This window comes from Aquella oligotrophica, assembly GCF_002892535.1.
GTDB lineage: Bacteria > Pseudomonadota > Gammaproteobacteria > Burkholderiales > UBA11063 > Aquella > Aquella oligotrophica.
The window spans coordinates 1,295,897-1,313,786 of sequence record NZ_CP024847.1 but is presented as its reverse complement, the minus strand read 5'-3'; the positions used below and the strand labels follow the sequence as shown (position 1 = coordinate 1,313,786).

The window sequence follows — 17,890 nt, the reverse complement described above, 5'->3', positions numbered from 1 at the left end:
TTTTATTTGTGTGCAATGTCCATAAATCACACATTGCACAAAAATTATCAAGTCCATACTTTAGTATGATCCAATCAACTTTCTAATTATTGTATTTGATAAATTATCTACACCCATATCTGTATAAAACTGAATTAATCCAGCTAAAGAATTAATATTTAATTTACGGAATATTTGTCGCTTTAAATACATTAAGGCTTCAATGTCAATTACTATCCCCTGCCTGGATAGATATTCTCCGATATCTTTCAAGGGTTTTCCTAAAGTCAGTAGCAGAAAAATTTTACTTTCAAGCTCAGTTAATCCCAAATTTACATCTTTAGTATATAATTTATCGCCAAAATTTTCAAATATTGTACTGATATCTGGAGAAATATCCATAGATACACCCAATATTGCTATTACTTTATTCTTTTCATCCAAAATTGGACTTTTCTCAGTCTTAATCATCATATAAGTACCAGCTTCATTAAGTTGTGGCATTAGATATTTTGAAACATGTTTTTGTTGGCTTTGGATAATAAATAAGTCATTTTCTCTAAATTGCTCCGCCAATTCATCCCACCCCAAATCATAATCTGACTTACCTATCATTTGAATCGGATCTGAGAAGCCACATTCAAGAGCAAGTTTATTACTTACTGCCATATATTTAGAATTAGTATCTTTCAGATACATACTCCCTAAAAAGTGTTCAACTACATAGATATAATGATTTATTATTTCAGATTTATGAGTGTACATAACTTTATTATCTCCGCCTCGGTATGATTACTACAAATGCCAAATCTTATTAAACTTTGATGTTTCGGTGTAGAAGGATAAGTTGCAACAGTAGCCAAAATTCCATGTTCTTTAAGATATTCTCCTGCCGTTATTGCCTCAAATTCACCACCGATATACCATCCACGAATACTAACTGCTGAATTCCGGTTAATAATTCGAATGTTAGGACTTATAATCGTATCAAATAATAATAAATTATCTGATACTGCATCCTGAAGCTGATAGATTTCTTCACTTAAATGTATCTTGGCAGAAACAATTGATGCTTCAATTAATGGTGTTGCCAGTGAGCCTGAAAAAATATAAGTACTACAGAATTTTTTAATAAATTCAGCCGCCTTGGGATTTTTAACTATGGCTAACCCGCCGTAAGTACCAAATGCTTTTGACAGTGAAGTAGTTAAAATTATACGGTCATCAAGAACATCTTCAAGAACCATCATTGCATAACCATTACCATGTGTTCCAAATGTTGACATCCCATGTGCATCATCAAGATATAAATAGCCATCATATTGTTTTATAAGCTCTACCAGCAGCTTAATATTAGCGGTACTGCCCATAGAACCAACACTATCACAAATTAAAATCGGTGTATTTCCTTCACTACTAGTACTCTTAATAATTTTTAGCAAGCTATCAACTTCATTAAAATCTACTAGCGAAACATTGCCAAATTGCGTCATCAAGCCACGATTAATCTGAATTGATGCATGGACATACTTATCTAGAATAAAATGGGGGGCTGACCTAATTTTAAAACCAGGTATTTCGCCAGAGCCTAATAATGGAATCAGCCCAAGATGAACAAGATGTACAGTTGAAAAACACACTGTGCTTGCCATAAAAACCTGGTTTAAAAGATTTTCTAACTCATCAAGTCCAGAATACTTCATTCGTGTCCTTGCTGAAGAAAAAGAGAAGCCGGCTCGCTCAAGATTCCTCGATGCAGCAGTAAGGATCCGTACATCTTGATCTAACCCCAAGTAACTACATGAGATAAATTCAGTATATTCATCTCCATTAGTTAAAGTAATTCGTTTATCTTTTTTGCTGACATAGCTTTGATTATTCAATGAATCAAAAATTTTATTCTGATATTCTTCAGCATTACGAATTTTAGTTTGCTGCCATGTAACTTCTTTAATTTTTTGTTCCTCCATAAGGAAACTACTTATTAAATTTTCAAGAAGTATAACAACTATATTCGCCACTGTCAACTGAACAAAAACACACTATTTTACTTATTATTTTTAATGATAGAATCCACATCTGACTATTGTGGATAAAAAAGATAGCAGCCACTATTTCTTCTTTAACGCAGTAGTTTTTCCTCTAGTCCGCACCATTATCCCTCTTGGTGCGGCTTTTTTATATATTGCTACCCTCTAGACTCTTCTATCTAGTAAAATCACATCTGAAATTAAAATTTAGTAGTTCGATTTTAAAGAAATAATCATGACCAAAATTAATCTATTGACTTTTAGCGACCATTCACGACATTTTAAAGAATGTGTCTATGTTTACCCAGTTGTTTCACGGCGAGCTCAAGGTGTATCACTTGGGATTAACCTAAACATAAATAATGCTTGTAATTGGCGTTGTGTTTACTGTCAAGTTGAGGGTTTAGTGCGTGGTAAACCAGATAGTATTGATCTTGACAAACTTGAACATGAGCTAGATGTGATGCTCGAGTGGATCATTCATGGTGATTTTATAATTACTCATGCACCAGCTGGATTACAACGATTTAATGATATTTGTCTATCGGGAAATGGCGAATCAACATTATCCAAAGATTTTATGGCAGTTACACAAATTATTGCTAAACTTCGTAAAAAATACCAAATCGGATCAGATGTAAAAACAATTCTAATTAGTAATGGTAGCGAAATGCATTTAACTGCGACCCAGGAAGGGTTAAAAATCATTGCCGAAAATAACGGTGAATTATGGTTTAAAATTGACAGAGTTAGTACCAATGGAATCGCGGAAGTTAACCAAGTGAATTTACATCTGGATGGTATTCTGGAACGGCTAAAAATAGCCTCAGCTATATGTCCTACGTGGATACAAAGCTGTTGGTTCAAAACAGCAAATATTGATCCCGCAAAAGAAGAAGTAGATAATTTTATTGAACTGATTCATAATATTCACCGGATGATTAAAGGCGTTTTAATTTATTCAACAGCCCGCAATCCAGCACTTCCAGAAGGAGATAATATAAGTCAGGTTAGTCTGGATTTTCTTGCTGAAATGGCAAATCGAATCGAAAGTTTTGGTATCAAGGTCAAATACTATCAATAGATGAATTTTGTTCAACCAAAAAACATCAAACCAATAGCAAAACATAATAAGACATTAAGAATTTCTGTCATGATTAATCCTGTTAAAAAGGTGTGTTATACATAAATTAACACACCGGGAATAGTGGCAAGCAAGATTATAAAAATCTCTGCCAGCCTGAATTATGCAATATCATAAAAACTATTGTTAGTCCAATTTAGTGGAGTACAATACTATTAGAATATCAGATAAATCTAAAACATGGAGTATAAATTAAATGGCTCTAGAAATAACTCTATTTAATCCTGAACTTATTCAAACAGGATTATTAATCGATGGTAAATGGATCAACACAAACCGTGATTTATTCCCGGTATTTAATCCGGCAACCAATGAAGAAATTTGCAAAATCAGTATAGCAACTGAAGAGGATTTGTTATTTGCAATTGACTCAGCTCAACTAGCCATGAAAGAATGGCAAAAATATACAGCCAAAGAGCGGAGCAAAATCATCAAGACATGGTATGAGTTAATCATTGCCAATGCTGATGACTTAGCCAAAATTTTGACTTTTGAACAGGGAAAGCCATTAACTGAAGCTAAAGGCGAAATTCTCTATGGAGCTAGTTATTTTGAGTGGTATGCCGAAGAAGCAAAACGTATTTATGGTGAAACTATCCCAGCAAATCAGCCTAATCAAAAAATACTGGTAGAATACGAGCCAGTAGGAGTTTGTGCCGCAATAACTCCATGGAATTTCCCAAATGCAATGCTTGCCAGAAAAGTAGCACCAGCAGTTGCAGCTGGATGTGCCATGATTGCCAAACCAGCTAGCCAAACTCCGTTATCTGCAAATGCCCTCGCCTATCTTGGATTAAAAGCAGGCATACCCGCTGGACTATTAAATGTTATTCACGGACACAGTGGGCAAATTGGTGAATTTTTCTGTTCAAATCCAGCTATCCGTAAGTTAACTTTTACTGGCTCGACCGAGGTTGGTATTTGGCTTTATCAGAATTGCGCCAACACGATGAAAAAAATGTCACTGGAGTTAGGTGGCAATGCGCCATTAATTGTTTTTGAAGATGCAGATATTGATATTGCAGTTGATGGCATCATAAAAAGTAAATTTAGAAATAGTGGTCAAACCTGTGTCTGCTCAAACCGAATTTTCATTCATAATTCAATCAGAGATACAGTAATTGAAAAACTAGGTATCGAGATTGCTAAACTAAAATTAGGTAATGGATTTGATGCCACTACTCAGCTAGGTCCACTTATCGACAATAAAGCAGTGATACACGCAAAAAGTCTGGTAGAAGATGCCCTTACAAACAATGCTCAGTTGATTACGGGTGGCAATATAGATATAAATTTGGGTGAGCTTTTTTTTCAGCCGACACTAATTAATTGTGAAACTACAAATTTACGCCTCTTTAAAGAAGAGATTTTTGCACCAATCCTTGCTGTCTATGGTTTTGATAGCGATGATGAAGTTATCAAGCTTGCTAATAGTACTCCTTATGGCTTAGCCAGTTACTTCTTTAGTCAAAATATCAAACGGATATATCATGTGGCAGAAGCATTGCAATATGGGATGATTGGGGTTAATACCGGAATCATTTCTGCTGAAAATGTTCCCTTTGGTGGCGTAAAAATGTCTGGGCTCGGACGTGAAGGTGGACATCAGGGAATTGAAGAATACCTGCAAACCAAGTATGTCTGTATGTCGCTAGTTTAACCATTGATTAACTTACAAAATCTTAATCAGATTAAATAGCGTTTGATAAGTATTATAAATAAGATGGCCTAAACCATATTAAGTAAGAAGCAAAATCAATGCCCTAAAAGCTTTAATCTGGTTAAGTATATGATACAATCACAAATTAACTCCAAAATAAGCTAAAATCCTGCTTAGTACAATAAAATCAGTCCAATTTGGAATATAAATACATTATGAAAATCAATAAATTAATACATACCCTATGTTTCACTAGTCTTCTGATTCTTGGTAGCTGTACCAAAAAAGATGGCTCAACTTCCACTGAAAACACTCTAAGGGTCGATGTGGGTACAGAATTACCTACCTTTGATCCAGCTCTGGCTGAGGATGGAAATACCTACAGGGTTATTAATGACTTATTTGCTGGACTGGTTGATTTTGATCAGGCAAATCGTCCAATTCCCGGGATGGCTAAAAGTTGGGAAATAAGCTCGGATGGAAAAATTTATACGTTTCACCTGCGTGATAATCTGAAATTTTCTGATGGCTCACCAATTACCGCAGATGACTTTGTTTTTTCATGGCGGCGACTTATTGACCCTAAAACTGGCTCATCATATGCATTTTTATTAAAGGATGTATTAAATGGTCAGAAAATTATTGATGGCAAGGAAAAACCAGAAAGATTGGGCGTTATTGCACTAGACCCAGAAACTTTTGTTGTCCACCTTGAACATCCAACCAATGCTTTTTTATCATATATTACGACGCCTAATGTGTTTGTCGTTCCACGCAAGATTATTGAAAAATATGGTCAAAACTGGACAAAACCAGAGCACATGGTAACCTCCGGAGCATATATACTAAAGGAACACGTTGTTAACGGCTATATATTAGCTACTAAAAATCCAAATTTTTATGAAGAAAGCTCAGTCAAAATCAAGAACGTAAAATATTTCCCGTTCACTGATACTAATGCTTCTTTATCTAATTTTAAAACTGGAGCATTGGATACAACTTGGCAAAATGTTCCAATTGATCAATATAAACAATTACAAAAACAGTTTCCTAATGAATTGCATACCTTCAAATGGGAAAGGATGGATTATCTTAACTTGAATTTCCAATTGCCAAAATTTGCCAACAACCTCAAACTTCGTCAGGCTCTAGCGATGGCAATAAATAGGGAAGATTTGACACAGAAAGTACTTGGTGCTGGACAAACCCCGCTTTACTCAACCGTAACACCAACTATAGAAAATGGCAAATATGCTGATTTAAATTATAGCTGGAGTAAATTGCCTCATGACAAGCAAGTTCAGATGGCAAAGGAACTATATAAAGAAGCTGGCTATGGACCAAACAACCCATTAACTCTCACCATCAAATATCAGACTAACGATTTATATAAGAAAGTTATGATTTCGGTGATGTCAATGTGGCAAGAAACATTGGGGGTAAAAGTTAAATTGGTAAATGAAGAAATGAAAGTTCTTTTTCCTGAACTTAAAAATGGAAATTACGAAGTCGCTCAGGGACGCTGGGGAGCTGATTATAACTCAGTAACTACTTATACTCCGCTTTTTATCTGTAATAATGGTAATAACCGCTCCCACTACTGTAATAAAAATTATGACACACTTATTGCAAAAGCTGAAGCAACTTCAAATCCAGCACAGCAGCAACAGCTTTATAAGCAGGCGCTCCAACTGGCAATGAATGAATATGCAATAATCCCACTATACGAACCAACACATCAACGCTTAGTAAATAAACGTGTAAAAGGTTATGATATCGATAGCAATTACCTAGACAATGTACAAACAAAATGGTTTAATCTGGATTTAGCTAAATAGTGAGACCTATTTTTAGGTAAAAAAGGTAGTTAATGAGAACTACCTTTTTTCTACTATACTGCTTATTGATATTTGTTTACCAGCTTTCAGTATAGGGAGCAAAACCCATTATCCCACTTACCTGATCAAATAACACTTGGTAGGTATTAAATAACTGATTTCCTGGATTAACCACATTACCAGACCTGACTGGTTGGGTATATTTCATTGGTTGGGTAAGTGGTAATGGCAATACCCCACTAGAAGTATTAATTGTAGCTGTTAGCTGGTTAGTTATGATACCATTCCCAGTAAGCACCATCCAATAAGGTACAGATTCAAGATAAAAATTACCTATTGCTTCACCACTGTCAAATACAGTTGAATAATTACTACTGCCAAAACCAGAACTTTCAGAATAAGTATATGTTACAGAGCTCTCAGAAGTCCCCCAACAAATATTTGACTCAGTAGCAGGAACATTGTAATTATAGCATGGTATCTGCTTTTGGCTTATTGTAGCAAATTTCCCAAGTTGAGTATTATTTAGCAAACCAAATGTGACATAACTCTCAGATCTATTTAATACCATCATTTGATTATATGGATATGGCAAAAATAATCTTGAACTAACCTGATTATCCATACGCATTCCAAGAACAGCATTATTCCCACCGCCTTGATTAACACTCCCTTCAGTCACAACAACGATGGGCGCATTAGCAGAAGTAGAAAGTACAGTACCTGATGTAGTAGTAAATTGAATAGTCCCATAGGCAAGATAACCAGAGACCTGATTAGTTCCAGCTCCATATGTTACAGGAATAATCTGACTAGTCTTCTGAATATTATTACCAACGTAACTTTCATTGATGACGGTTAATTCAGAACCAGTATCAATTTCGGCAATAATCTCAGGACCCCCACCGATACTTGCTTGAACTGCGGTTTTATTACCCGGTTCATAATTTAAAGTGGGCACAAAAACAACATCCTGATTTAAAACTGAATTGGAGCCACCTGTACCAGATGAGCAGGCAACAACTAAGCCTTGACAGATAGACAAAATAAGTAATAATCTTTTATCTAGCATGATTAATCTCCTAATTAAAATACCATTATGTGAATAATACTGAGATACCAATCGCATCACATGGCTATTCACGGCTATAACTATGTAAAACCATAATAGAGTATGACTTCATCAAAGGAACTTCGGATGGTAAATAGCTACCAATAGAGGTAGTTCCTGCTTCCTCATGATTTACAACCATATGCCATAGCTGATGATTTCCTAAAGGAGGCAATAAATCATTTACCGGATAATTATCAATTGCTGAAGCATTATAAATTACCACTATATCTTTCCATGAGTCATTATTAACATGATCCTTAAAATGACTGACAATAACACCAGAACGATCATTTTTTGCAATAAACACATTTACATGATCTTCGATTGATCGCCTATCAGTTATTCGGAATGCCGGGTGTTCCTTACGCAATTTTATAAGCCCCCGGATATAGTCAAATACTGACTTGAATCTGACCTTATCCTGCCAGTAAAAGGCATTAACTATATCACCACTTTGGTAACTATTATGATCACCATTTTTTGTCCTTAAAATCTCTGCACCACCATGAATAAACGGTATTCCCTGTGCTGTCAGTATAATAGCCATCGCCAAAAGATTCTGGCGAACAAGGCTACTTTCAAAAATATTTTGTGGCAAACCTAAGCGATATTTACCATTTACTAAATTGTGGTTCTGACTTTTTTCTATATGATCCCAAAGAGTGTAATTGTCATGTGCATCTACATAATTTATACTTTCAGATGGTTTAAAAGTCAAGCTATAAATCGAGCCTTTTAATCCTTCAACCACTGCCCAAGTTTTATCGGCACTATGTGGGTCTCCATTAACATAACCAATCCCCGGATCATTACTCCCTCTAATTGCATTACGAAAAATATCATTAAATATTGCAAAATCCCTATTTCGCTGGCGTCCTCGATAAGTCCCATTTGACAAAGGAGAATCACCTCCTTTCCAAGGTTCACCATAGACAAGGATGGTCGGATCGATATCATGTAAAACTTTAACAATTTTTTGGATGGTATCAAAATCGATTAATTCCATTAAATCAAAACGAACACCATCAATATTATAGTTCTTTACCCAATGTAACACCGAATCAACAACAAATTTACTGACCATAGGTCGCTCGGTAGCAAGCTCATTACCACAGCCCGAACCATTAGTAAATTTCCCTAATGAATCTGTCCGAAAATAATACCCAGGAACAATATTATCCATATTTTTGGTATCATACATATGGTTATAAACCATATCCATAATAACTCTAATTCCTTTTTGGTGAAGACTATGAATCATACTTCGAACTTCTTTGATTCTGAGGCTTGGGTCATAGGGATCAACAGAGTAACTGCCATCTGGAGCATTAAAATTTTTGGGGTCATATCCCCAGTTTCGATTATCAGGGTCGGTTAACCGACTTTCATCAACAGTTGCAAAATCAAAAAAAGGCAATAAATGAACATGGGTTACCCCTAATTCAACCAAACTATCCACACCTGTTGCAACATTGCCATTACCTGATGAAATATGAGTTCCAGACTGGGACATCCCCATAAATTTACCACGATATTCTTCTTTTACTCCACTCTCAGGCATAATCGTAAAATCGCGAATATGAAGCTCATAAATGATGCTATCTTCTTTTTGTGCAAGATAAGGACGACAGTCACTAAGCCAACCACTAGTCATAGTTGCCCTAGCATTTATATCAATCAAATACCCCTTATTGCCATTTAAGCCTATAGCCGTTGCATACGGATCAACTGCAAAGGTAATTCTAGTACTTTGCTTACCATTCTGATCAATGTCGTGAAAATGAAGCTTATACAAATAAAAAAAATGTTCCAGTTTACGTTCAATTATCGTTGAATGAACCCCACTTCTCACATCATACTCAAGATTAAACTTATGGCTAAACTCTCCTGTAGGGCTGTCCCAATTTTTGAATAATAGCAATTCCACTCTTATCGCTGTTGGCGCCCAGAGTTTAAAAGAAATATTATGTGAGAAAAATCTAACCCCCATATCATTTCCTGAGTAAGAATAGCGATTTAAGTAATCACGCAAAATAACTCTAGTAGGAAGAAATGTATTAGTTGCCCGAATTTCAATTAACTGCTGAGAATTTACTGAAGAAGGAAGGTTAGTAAAAATTACCTGCTTACGCTCATATTTTATGATAGCAATCACCCCATCTTGCTTAATGCTATCAATAAATAGTTCAAATTGCGTTCCAATTAATGGCTCATGGGAAAGATATGCCGTAATTTTGTCACTATCATCCATGACAGCATATTCAATCTTAGGATTAGTATAAGTAACAACATCTTTAAGTGATGTATAAATCTTATCATCACCATAAATAACATAGAAATTCCGCGAAGGCTTTTTTAAATTAAAAGAAGGCGTTTGTTCAGACCATTCATTACACCACCCCTCCCCCAGACCTTTTTACGAACAATTATATTAGCCATATCGCAATCAGCCACTATGCCAAAATCACTATGCCCAGCAAAGTTTACAACTTTCGAAGGTTTATCCTCATCAAATGCCCAGATGTCCCAACAAAAATTATTACCACTATAGATGTTATCCATTTTGATAAAGTGAACCCTGCTAGTTTCACGTGCTTGAGTTATAACCTTAAAAATCCTCTCCGCTACAGTATTATTATGTTGGTCATAACATTTTATTTTTATTTCTTCAAGCTCATCTGGATTATCTAAAATAAGTAGTTGTCCATTTTCACTAATTGTTATATCATTTGTCTTGGGAAACACTGCCCACTTTACATCCACAACTTCCTTGCGATTATGTGAAGAATTTTGTATCGCTACAAGATCAAGGGGAAAACCAACAGTTACTACATCCTCAGATGATTTTATTTCAGTAGCATAATTAATGGCAAACCAAGTAAAGTAGAAAGGCTCAAACGATTGATCTGACAGGGATAACTTAACCTCATTACCCTCACTGTCAATTAAAATATAAGTATATTCATGCCGCCCTGAAGATAGTTTTTCCCTGAATGACACATCTTTTATCATCCTAAGAACACCATCATTGTAATCTGGCTTCCAATTTAACCGATAATCCTCATGCTTTTGCCAGTTATTGAAATCACCAACTACATAACCATATAAAAACCCTTTAAACCGCAATTTAAATCTGATGCTATTAGATTCCGGGCTTGGTTTTATCGACTGTAATCCATTTATTTGCCTAAAGTTACCAAACTTATCTTGTCCCCACATAAACTATAACCAATGCCTTATCAAAATTAATCTAAAAACTTGAATACCGCGGCTGCCATTGGCGGAATTTTTATAGTAAGTCGTTGATTGAAAGAATGAGATGCCTCAGGTACAGTAAATAATTCTTCCTCAATATTTTGTCCGGAACCACCGAATTCTATTAAGTCGGAATTGAATATCTCTTTGTACTTACCAGCCTTAGGCACTCCAAGACTATAATCAAAATAAGTCATTGGTGTAAAATTAATTACAAACAGCAAAACCTCAGAATGATCATGATTGTACCGAATAAATGATAAGATACTTTGCTGATTATTATCGGCATCAATCCACTGGAATCCATTATGATCATGATCGCACTCCCAGAGCGAAGAGTGTTCCAGATATAGTTTATTAAGTGCTTTAAAAAAGCTTTGTGTTTGCTGATGTACAGGAAATTCATTTAAAACGTGCCACTGAAGTGATTCATTTTCACGCCACTCTACGAATTGACCAAATTCACAGCCCATAAATAGTAGTTTCTTACCCGGGTGTCCCATCATATATGAAGCATAAAGGCGAAGTCCTGCGTATTTATTCCACAAGTCCCCCACATTTTATCAATCAGAGCCCCCTTACCATGGACAACCTCATCATGAGAAATAGCGAGAACAAATTTTTCGGAGTAATGGTATAACATTGAAAAATTTATCTGATGATGATGATATTTACGATAAATCGGATCAAGATTTACGTAACGTAAAGTATCATTCATCCACCCCATATTCCATTTAAAATCAAAACCAATCCCACCATACTCTACCGGAGTAGTAATTCCCGCCCAAGCAGTCGATTCCTCAGCAATTGTCAATACACCCTTAGCATGGTGTTTTACCTGATAATTGAACTCTTTCAGAAAACCAATTGCCTCAAGATTATGGTTATTTCCGTAAATATTAGCTTCCCATTCACCATGACTTCTATCATAATCAAGATATAAAATATTGGATACTGCATCAACTCTTAATCCATCAATATGAAATTCATTAATCCAGTACATTGCATTAGAAATCAAAAAACTTTTTACCTCATTACGGCCCAAATCAAAATTATGTGCTCCCCAGCCTTTATTATTAGCTTTACGATAATCCTGATATTCATAGCAAGCACCACCATCAAAATTTATCAGCCCATGCTCATCTTTACCAAAGTGTCCTGCAACCCAGTCAAGAATAACACCAATACCTTCTTTATGCAGCCTATCAACTAGCTGTTTAAGCCCACGTAAATCGCCATGCCGTGAAGTTACCGAATAATAACCTGTCGCCTGATATCCCCATGATTTATCTAAAGGGTGCTCATGTAATGGCATAAACTCTACATGGGTATAACCCATTTCTTTAATATAACCCGGCAAGACTTCACTTAACTCTTCATAACTAAGAAACTTGCCATTATTAGTACGCCATGAAGCAAGGTGTAATTCATAAATATTTATCGGACTAGCATAAGGATTAATGGTAAGTCTCTTTTCCAGCCAATCGCCATCCGTCCATTGATACTCGGTATGTGAATTTACAACTGAAGCGGTATTAGGTCTTAATTCAGAAGTAATAGCATATGGATCAGCTTTATAGACTGTGTGATTGCTATGTTGATTGGTTACCGCAAATTTATACTTCATTCCATGCTTAACGTTTGGGATAAATACACTCCAAGTACCAAAATCACTAATTCGCTGCATAGCATTTTCATCGCGCATTTCCCAATGGCAAAAATCACCAATCACAACTATTCGACTAGCATTAGGCGCCCAAGTAGTAAATCTAACCCCCTCTACGCCATCCTCTGTTCTAACATGAGCCCCCATAAATTTATAGGCATTTAAATGTTTTCCTTCATGAAAAAGATATAAATCTACATCACTGAAACTATTTTGCCAGCTAAAAGAACTCATTCTCAACCACTCCTAAAATTTATGCATAATTAGTTTGATATTCTACCACAATATTTACCTCGATTATTTACTGCTGAAGTTTAAACATCATAAATATCATTAATCAACATACATTTTGGAATACTAACTGTTGTAATTTGTAGCATAAAACTCATGGCTAAGACATCTGATTCCACAATAAGCACCTCTTCTCCAAAAACTGGACAAATCACAAATAAACAAAAAATCAAGAGTCTTTTTATAATAGGGAGGCTATACATGCTACAATTATAGTCCTAAGAAATTTACCATAAAGCATAACCAAAATATAGAATATAGCTACCAGAAGAAAATTAGGATTTTCAAAATATTCTTCCGTTACCTATAGTTTATGGCTTAAAATTAGCTGGGTTACATTATTTGGGGAGTTTTTATGGCTATTCGCAAAATCACAGTACAAGCATATTCCGGTCAAAAACCTGGGACTTCTGGCTTACGCAAAAAAGTAACCGTTTTCCAGCAGCCACACTATCTAGAAAACTTCGTTCAATCCATCTTTGATTCCGTAGGAAATATTTCTGGACAAACAATTGTAGTCGGAGGTGACGGCAGATTTTATAATAAAACAGCAGTTAAAACCATTATTAAAATGGCCGCAGCAGCTGGAGTAAAGTCAGTCCTTGTTGGACAAAATGGAATCCTTTCTACACCAGCTGTCAGTTGTGTCATCAGGAAATATAAAGCTTTTGGTGGCATTGTCCTATCTGCTAGCCACAATCCTGGAGGTGAAGATGGTGATTTTGGGATAAAATATAATGTTAGCAATGGTGGACCTGCCCCAGAAAAAATTACCGACGCAATCTATGCTAAATCCCAAACTATAGAGAGTTATAACATAAGTGATACTGATGATAGCAAAATAAATCTCGATAGCATAGGAACTTATCAAGTAGAAAACACCTTGATTCAGGTAATAGACTCAGTAGATGACTATGCCGAATTAATGGCAACCTTATTTGACTTTAGCCAAATAAAACAGCTCTTTGCCAGCGGATTTACCATGCGGTTTGATGCAATGCACGCTGTGTCAGGCCCCTATGCAAAAAAAATTATTGAAGATATTCTTAAAGCTCCAGCTGGAACAGTAGTCAACGGAGTTCCTCTTGAAGATTTTGGTGGACTACATCCAGACCCTAACCCAGTTAATGCTGAAGACCTTATTTTTCATATGAATAAGGCTGGAGGACCTGAGTTTGGAGCTGCGTCAGATGGTGATGCGGATAGAAATATGATTGTGGGACCCAATTTCCCGGTTGCACCATCAGATAGCCTAGCAATATTAGCAGCAAATGCGACACTTATCCCGGGATATAAAAATGGAATTAGTGGAATTGCCCGCTCCATGCCAACCTCAACGGCAGCAGATAAGGTAGCAACAGCCCTTGGCATAAATTGCTATGAAACACCAACAGGCTGGAAATTCTTCGGAAACCTTCTTGATGCAGACAAAGTTACTCTTTGTGGTGAAGAAAGTTATGGCACTGGCTCAAACCATGTTCGTGAAAAAGATGGATTATGGGCGGTATTATTTTGGTTAAATCTTATTGCTGCAACAAAAAAATCTGTTGTACAACTAGTAAATGAACATTGGCAACGGTTTGGTAGAAATTTTTATTCCCGTCATGACTATGAAGCAATAAATACGGATAAGGCAAACCAATTAATGGAAGGATTAAGACGCCAACTTCCGGAACTAAAAGGTAAAGTTTTTGCTAACTACACTGTTAAGCTAGCTGATGATTTTAGCTATCTTGACCCAATAGATGGCTCGACATCTAGTAAGCAGGGTATTAGAATCATATTTGAGGATGATTCTCGAATTATTTTCAGGCTTTCTGGTACTGGAACAGAAGGTGCTACTCTACGCCTATATCTTGAGAAATATGAAAAAAATCCTTCAAGTTATGGCAAAGCAACTCAGGAAGCACTATCCGAACTCATATCTATTGCGGACAAAGTTGCAAAAATTAAAGAACTGACAGGCATGAGTGAACCAACAGTCGTAACCTAAAATCAGCTATATGCTAAACAAGTTAATTATCCCTTATTTTTGAATTATGTTTTTTGAAAGAGTGTCATTATGAGTAATCTGAATTTTGATCCCAGTTTAAGCCATCAGCTTACCAAACGTACAATGGCTCTAGTCTTAGCTGGTGGACGAGGCTCTCGTCTAAAACAGCTAACCGATGTTAGAGCAAAACCAGCAGTATATTTTGGTGGAAAATTCAGGATTATTGATTTTGCCCTTTCTAACTGCCTTAATTCTGGAATCCGTAAAATTAGTGTTGTCACTCAATATAAATCGCATTCGCTACTTCGCCATTTACAACGTGGCTGGGGCTTTTTGCGTGGTGAATTAAATGAATTTATTGATTTGCTACCAGCTCAACAGCGAGTAAATGAAGAACATTGGTATCGTGGCACTGCTGATGCTGTTTATCAAAATATTGATATATTAAAATCATACAATCCAGAATATATTGTAATTTTGGCAGGTGATCACATTTATAAAATGGATTATTCAATTATGATTCAGGATCATGTGGCTAGTTGTGCAGGATGTACGGTTGGCTGTATTGAAGTGCCAAAAGAAGAAGCGACTGCTTTTGGTGTTATGGCTATTGACGACACTCGTAAAATCACCGCCTTCGTTGAAAAACCAGCCAATCCACCAACAGTTCCAGGAAACGATACAGTTTCATTAGCAAGTATGGGAATCTATGTTTTTAATGCTAACTATCTGTATAAACTGTTGGAAGAAGATCTTGCCAACCCGGATTCAGAGCACGATTTTGGTAAAAATATTATCCCACACGTGGTAAGTGAAGGTAAAGCATTAGCCCATCCATTTGGCTTATCCTGTGTTCCTCGTGGCGATGGCATAGAACCATACTGGCGCGATGTAGGAACTGTTGATGCATTTTGGGCAGCCAACCTTGATTTAGCCTCAAATTGGCCAGAACTAAACCTATATGATAAAGATTGGCCGATCTGGACCCATCAAGAACAATTACCTCCTGCCAAATTTGTACCGGATGATAAAGGAACCAATGGTGTTGCATCTAACACCATCATTTCTGGAGGATGCATAATTTCTGGATCTAATGTTTCTCACTCAGTTTTATTTTCAAATGTAAGAGTAAAATCTTTCTGTACCATAAAACAAGCAGTAATTTTGCCTAACACTTATATTGGCGAAAACTGTAAACTTAGTAAAGTAGTGATTGACCGTGGCTGTGTTATTCCAGCTGGAACAATAATTGGTGAAGATGCAGAACTAGATGCAAAAAGGTTTTATCGAACTGAAAATGGTATTGTTTTGGTTACAAAACAAATGCTGGCTGATTTATAAAAAATTAGCCGTAGCTATTTTGTTTTTTAATAAACTCTCTGGGCTTTCTAGCCCAGAATTTTACTTATAATGTATCATTTATTGAGGACTTCTAATGCGCATCCTTCATGTTTGTAGTGAATTATACCCTATCTTAAAAACTGGTGGACTGGCTGATGTTGCAGGTGCATTGCCACTAGCACTCGAATCTTTAGGCTCTGAAAATAGAGTTTTGGTTCCCGGATTCCCCGCATTTATGGAGGGAATTAATGAAAAAGAAATTATTGCTGATCTAACAGATGAATTTGGTGGACTTAATGTTAAACTTCTTATGGGGAAACTACCCGGTACAAATATTACCGCATATATAATTGAATCGCCTGATCTATATGATCGCTCAGGTAACCCATATGCAGATAGCAATAATCAACCATATTCAGACAACTACCGCCGTTTTGCTCTCCTTGGATGGATTGCGGCTAAAATTGCTAACGATCTAGATCCAAACTGGCGCCCGCAAGTCCTACATGGTCATGACTGGCATGCAGGATTAGCTCCAGCTTATATCAAAGCCATGGAATTAACTCAAGGCGTTCAACTCGCTGGTTCAGTATTTACGGTACATAATCTTGCTTATCAGGGAGTTTTTCCGGCATATACCTTCGCTGAATTAAATTTGCCAAATCACTTCTATAATGTAAATGGCCTAGAATTTTATAGTCAGATTTCATTCCTCAAGGCTGGACTTTTTTATGCAGATAAAATTACTACCGTTAGTCCAACTTATGCAAAAGAAATACAAACTGAAGAACAGGGATGTGGTTTACAGGGCTTATTAAACACGCGTAGAAACGATCTTAGTGGAATCTTAAATGGGGTTGATGAAAATGTCTGGAACCCAGCTAAAGACCCTATAATTGCAGCAAATTATACTGTAAAATCGCTAACAGGCAAACAAAAATGTCGAATAGCATTGCAAGAATATGCAAAGATCGCTGTTCAAGAGGACAAACCAATCTTTGTAGTTGTTAGTCGCTTAACGGAACAAAAGGGACTTAATCTAGTTCTTGCTGGAATTGATGAAATTATAGAAAAAGGTGGACAGTTAGTTATTCTTGGTTCTGGTGATAAAGAATTAGAAAAAGCTTATAAAGCAATTGCCAAAAAACATAAAGATCAGGTTTCAGTCCAGATTGGTTATGATGAAGAACACGCTCATCGTCTAATTGCCGGTGGGGATATTATTCTTGTTCCTTCGCGCTTTGAGCCATGTGGATTGACTCAACTTTACGGATTACTTTATGGAACATTGCCATTAGTTCATAATGTTGGTGGACTTCATGACACAGTAACCGACTCTTCTTTGGAAAATCTTGCAGAAGATACGGCTACAGGCTTTATTTTCAATGAGTTTGAGCTTGATGCCTATAAAGCAGCTGTAAAACGTGCATTTGCATTATATAGTCGGAAAGCAGATTGGAAGAAAACCCAGAAAAGAGCAATGCAAAGTAATTTTGGCTGGAGCAATTCAGCTACTGAATATCTGCAAATTTATAAGCAGATAGCCAGATAAAAAAAAGATGCCTAATCAAGGCATCTT

13 protein-coding genes are annotated in these 17,890 nt (G+C 36.2%); 6 read left to right on the top strand and 7 right to left on the bottom strand.

Annotated elements, in window-relative coordinates:
* Positions 1-60: 60 nt before the first annotated feature.
* Together CUN60_RS06040 and CUN60_RS06035 are read right to left on the bottom strand one after the other, a co-directional pair.
* Positions 61-744, bottom strand: coding sequence for a helix-turn-helix domain-containing protein (locus CUN60_RS06040; protein ID WP_158649310.1), 684 nt, complete (start codon positions 742-744; stop codon positions 61-63).
* A complete protein-coding gene (locus CUN60_RS06035; RefSeq protein WP_102951168.1) occupies positions 720-1,949 on the bottom strand; it encodes an aminotransferase class I/II-fold pyridoxal phosphate-dependent enzyme in 1,230 nt (409 codons plus the stop codon). The genes CUN60_RS06040 and CUN60_RS06035 overlap by 25 nt, the downstream gene beginning before the upstream one ends.
* 295 nt (positions 1,950-2,244) lie before the next feature.
* Between CUN60_RS06035 and CUN60_RS06030 the strand changes: the two genes are divergently transcribed.
* From CUN60_RS06030 to CUN60_RS06020, 3 genes are all read left to right on the top strand, one after another.
* The gene (locus CUN60_RS06030) at positions 2,245-3,093 is read left to right on the top strand and encodes a radical SAM protein (protein WP_102951167.1); all 849 of its coding nucleotides are present in this window, start codon (positions 2,245-2,247) and stop codon (positions 3,091-3,093) included.
* A 256-nt stretch (positions 3,094-3,349) separates the two neighbouring features.
* The gene (locus tag CUN60_RS06025) at positions 3,350-4,813 is read left to right on the top strand and encodes an NAD-dependent succinate-semialdehyde dehydrogenase (RefSeq protein WP_102951166.1); all 1,464 of its coding nucleotides are present in this window, start codon (positions 3,350-3,352) and stop codon (positions 4,811-4,813) included.
* Between the two features lie 215 nt (positions 4,814-5,028).
* Positions 5,029-6,651 (top strand): peptide ABC transporter substrate-binding protein, encoded by a 1,623-nt coding sequence (locus tag CUN60_RS06020; RefSeq protein ID WP_102951165.1) that lies wholly within the window; start codon positions 5,029-5,031, stop codon positions 6,649-6,651.
* Positions 6,652-6,727: 76 nt separating this feature from the next.
* Here CUN60_RS06020 and CUN60_RS06015 read toward each other — a convergent pair whose 3' ends face one another.
* The 5 genes from CUN60_RS06015 to glgB all read right to left on the bottom strand — a co-directional run bounded on the left by CUN60_RS06015 (position 6,728) and on the right by glgB (position 12,920).
* Positions 6,728-7,723, bottom strand: coding sequence for a hypothetical protein (locus CUN60_RS06015; RefSeq protein ID WP_102951164.1), 996 nt, complete (start codon positions 7,721-7,723; stop codon positions 6,728-6,730).
* A gap of 64 nt (positions 7,724-7,787) precedes the next feature.
* Positions 7,788-10,016, bottom strand: coding sequence for a type I pullulanase (gene pulA, locus CUN60_RS06010; protein WP_222593307.1), 2,229 nt, complete (start codon positions 10,014-10,016; stop codon positions 7,788-7,790).
* 104 nt (positions 10,017-10,120) lie between these two features.
* Positions 10,121-10,984 carry a hypothetical protein gene (locus CUN60_RS13070; protein ID WP_222593306.1) on the bottom strand — a complete coding sequence of 288 codons (864 nt, stop codon included), beginning with the start codon at positions 10,982-10,984 and terminating at the stop codon, positions 10,121-10,123.
* 26 nt (positions 10,985-11,010) lie between these two features.
* Entirely contained in the window at positions 11,011-11,568 is a 558-nt protein-coding gene (locus tag CUN60_RS13065) for an alpha amylase C-terminal domain-containing protein (protein ID WP_222593305.1), read from the bottom strand.
* Positions 11,523-12,920, bottom strand: coding sequence for a 1,4-alpha-glucan branching protein GlgB (gene glgB / locus CUN60_RS06005; protein WP_222593304.1), 1,398 nt, complete (start codon positions 12,918-12,920; stop codon positions 11,523-11,525). The genes CUN60_RS13065 and glgB overlap by 46 nt, the downstream gene beginning before the upstream one ends.
* Positions 12,921-13,332: 412 nt before the next feature.
* Here glgB and CUN60_RS06000 point away from each other — a divergent pair, with 412 nt between their 5' ends.
* The 3 genes from CUN60_RS06000 (at position 13,333) to glgA (ending at position 17,863) form a co-directional block, all read left to right on the top strand.
* Entirely contained in the window at positions 13,333-14,970 is a 1,638-nt protein-coding gene (locus tag CUN60_RS06000) for an alpha-D-glucose phosphate-specific phosphoglucomutase (protein WP_102951163.1), read from the top strand.
* 69 nt (positions 14,971-15,039) lie between these two features.
* Complete coding sequence (gene glgC, locus CUN60_RS05995) at positions 15,040-16,311, top strand: glucose-1-phosphate adenylyltransferase (RefSeq protein ID WP_102951162.1); 1,272 nt, start codon at positions 15,040-15,042, stop codon at positions 16,309-16,311.
* 94 nt (positions 16,312-16,405) lie between these two features.
* Positions 16,406-17,863 (top strand): glycogen synthase GlgA, encoded by a 1,458-nt coding sequence (gene glgA, locus CUN60_RS05990; RefSeq protein WP_102951161.1) that lies wholly within the window; start codon positions 16,406-16,408, stop codon positions 17,861-17,863.
* The last annotated feature ends 27 nt before the right edge of the window (positions 17,864-17,890 follow it).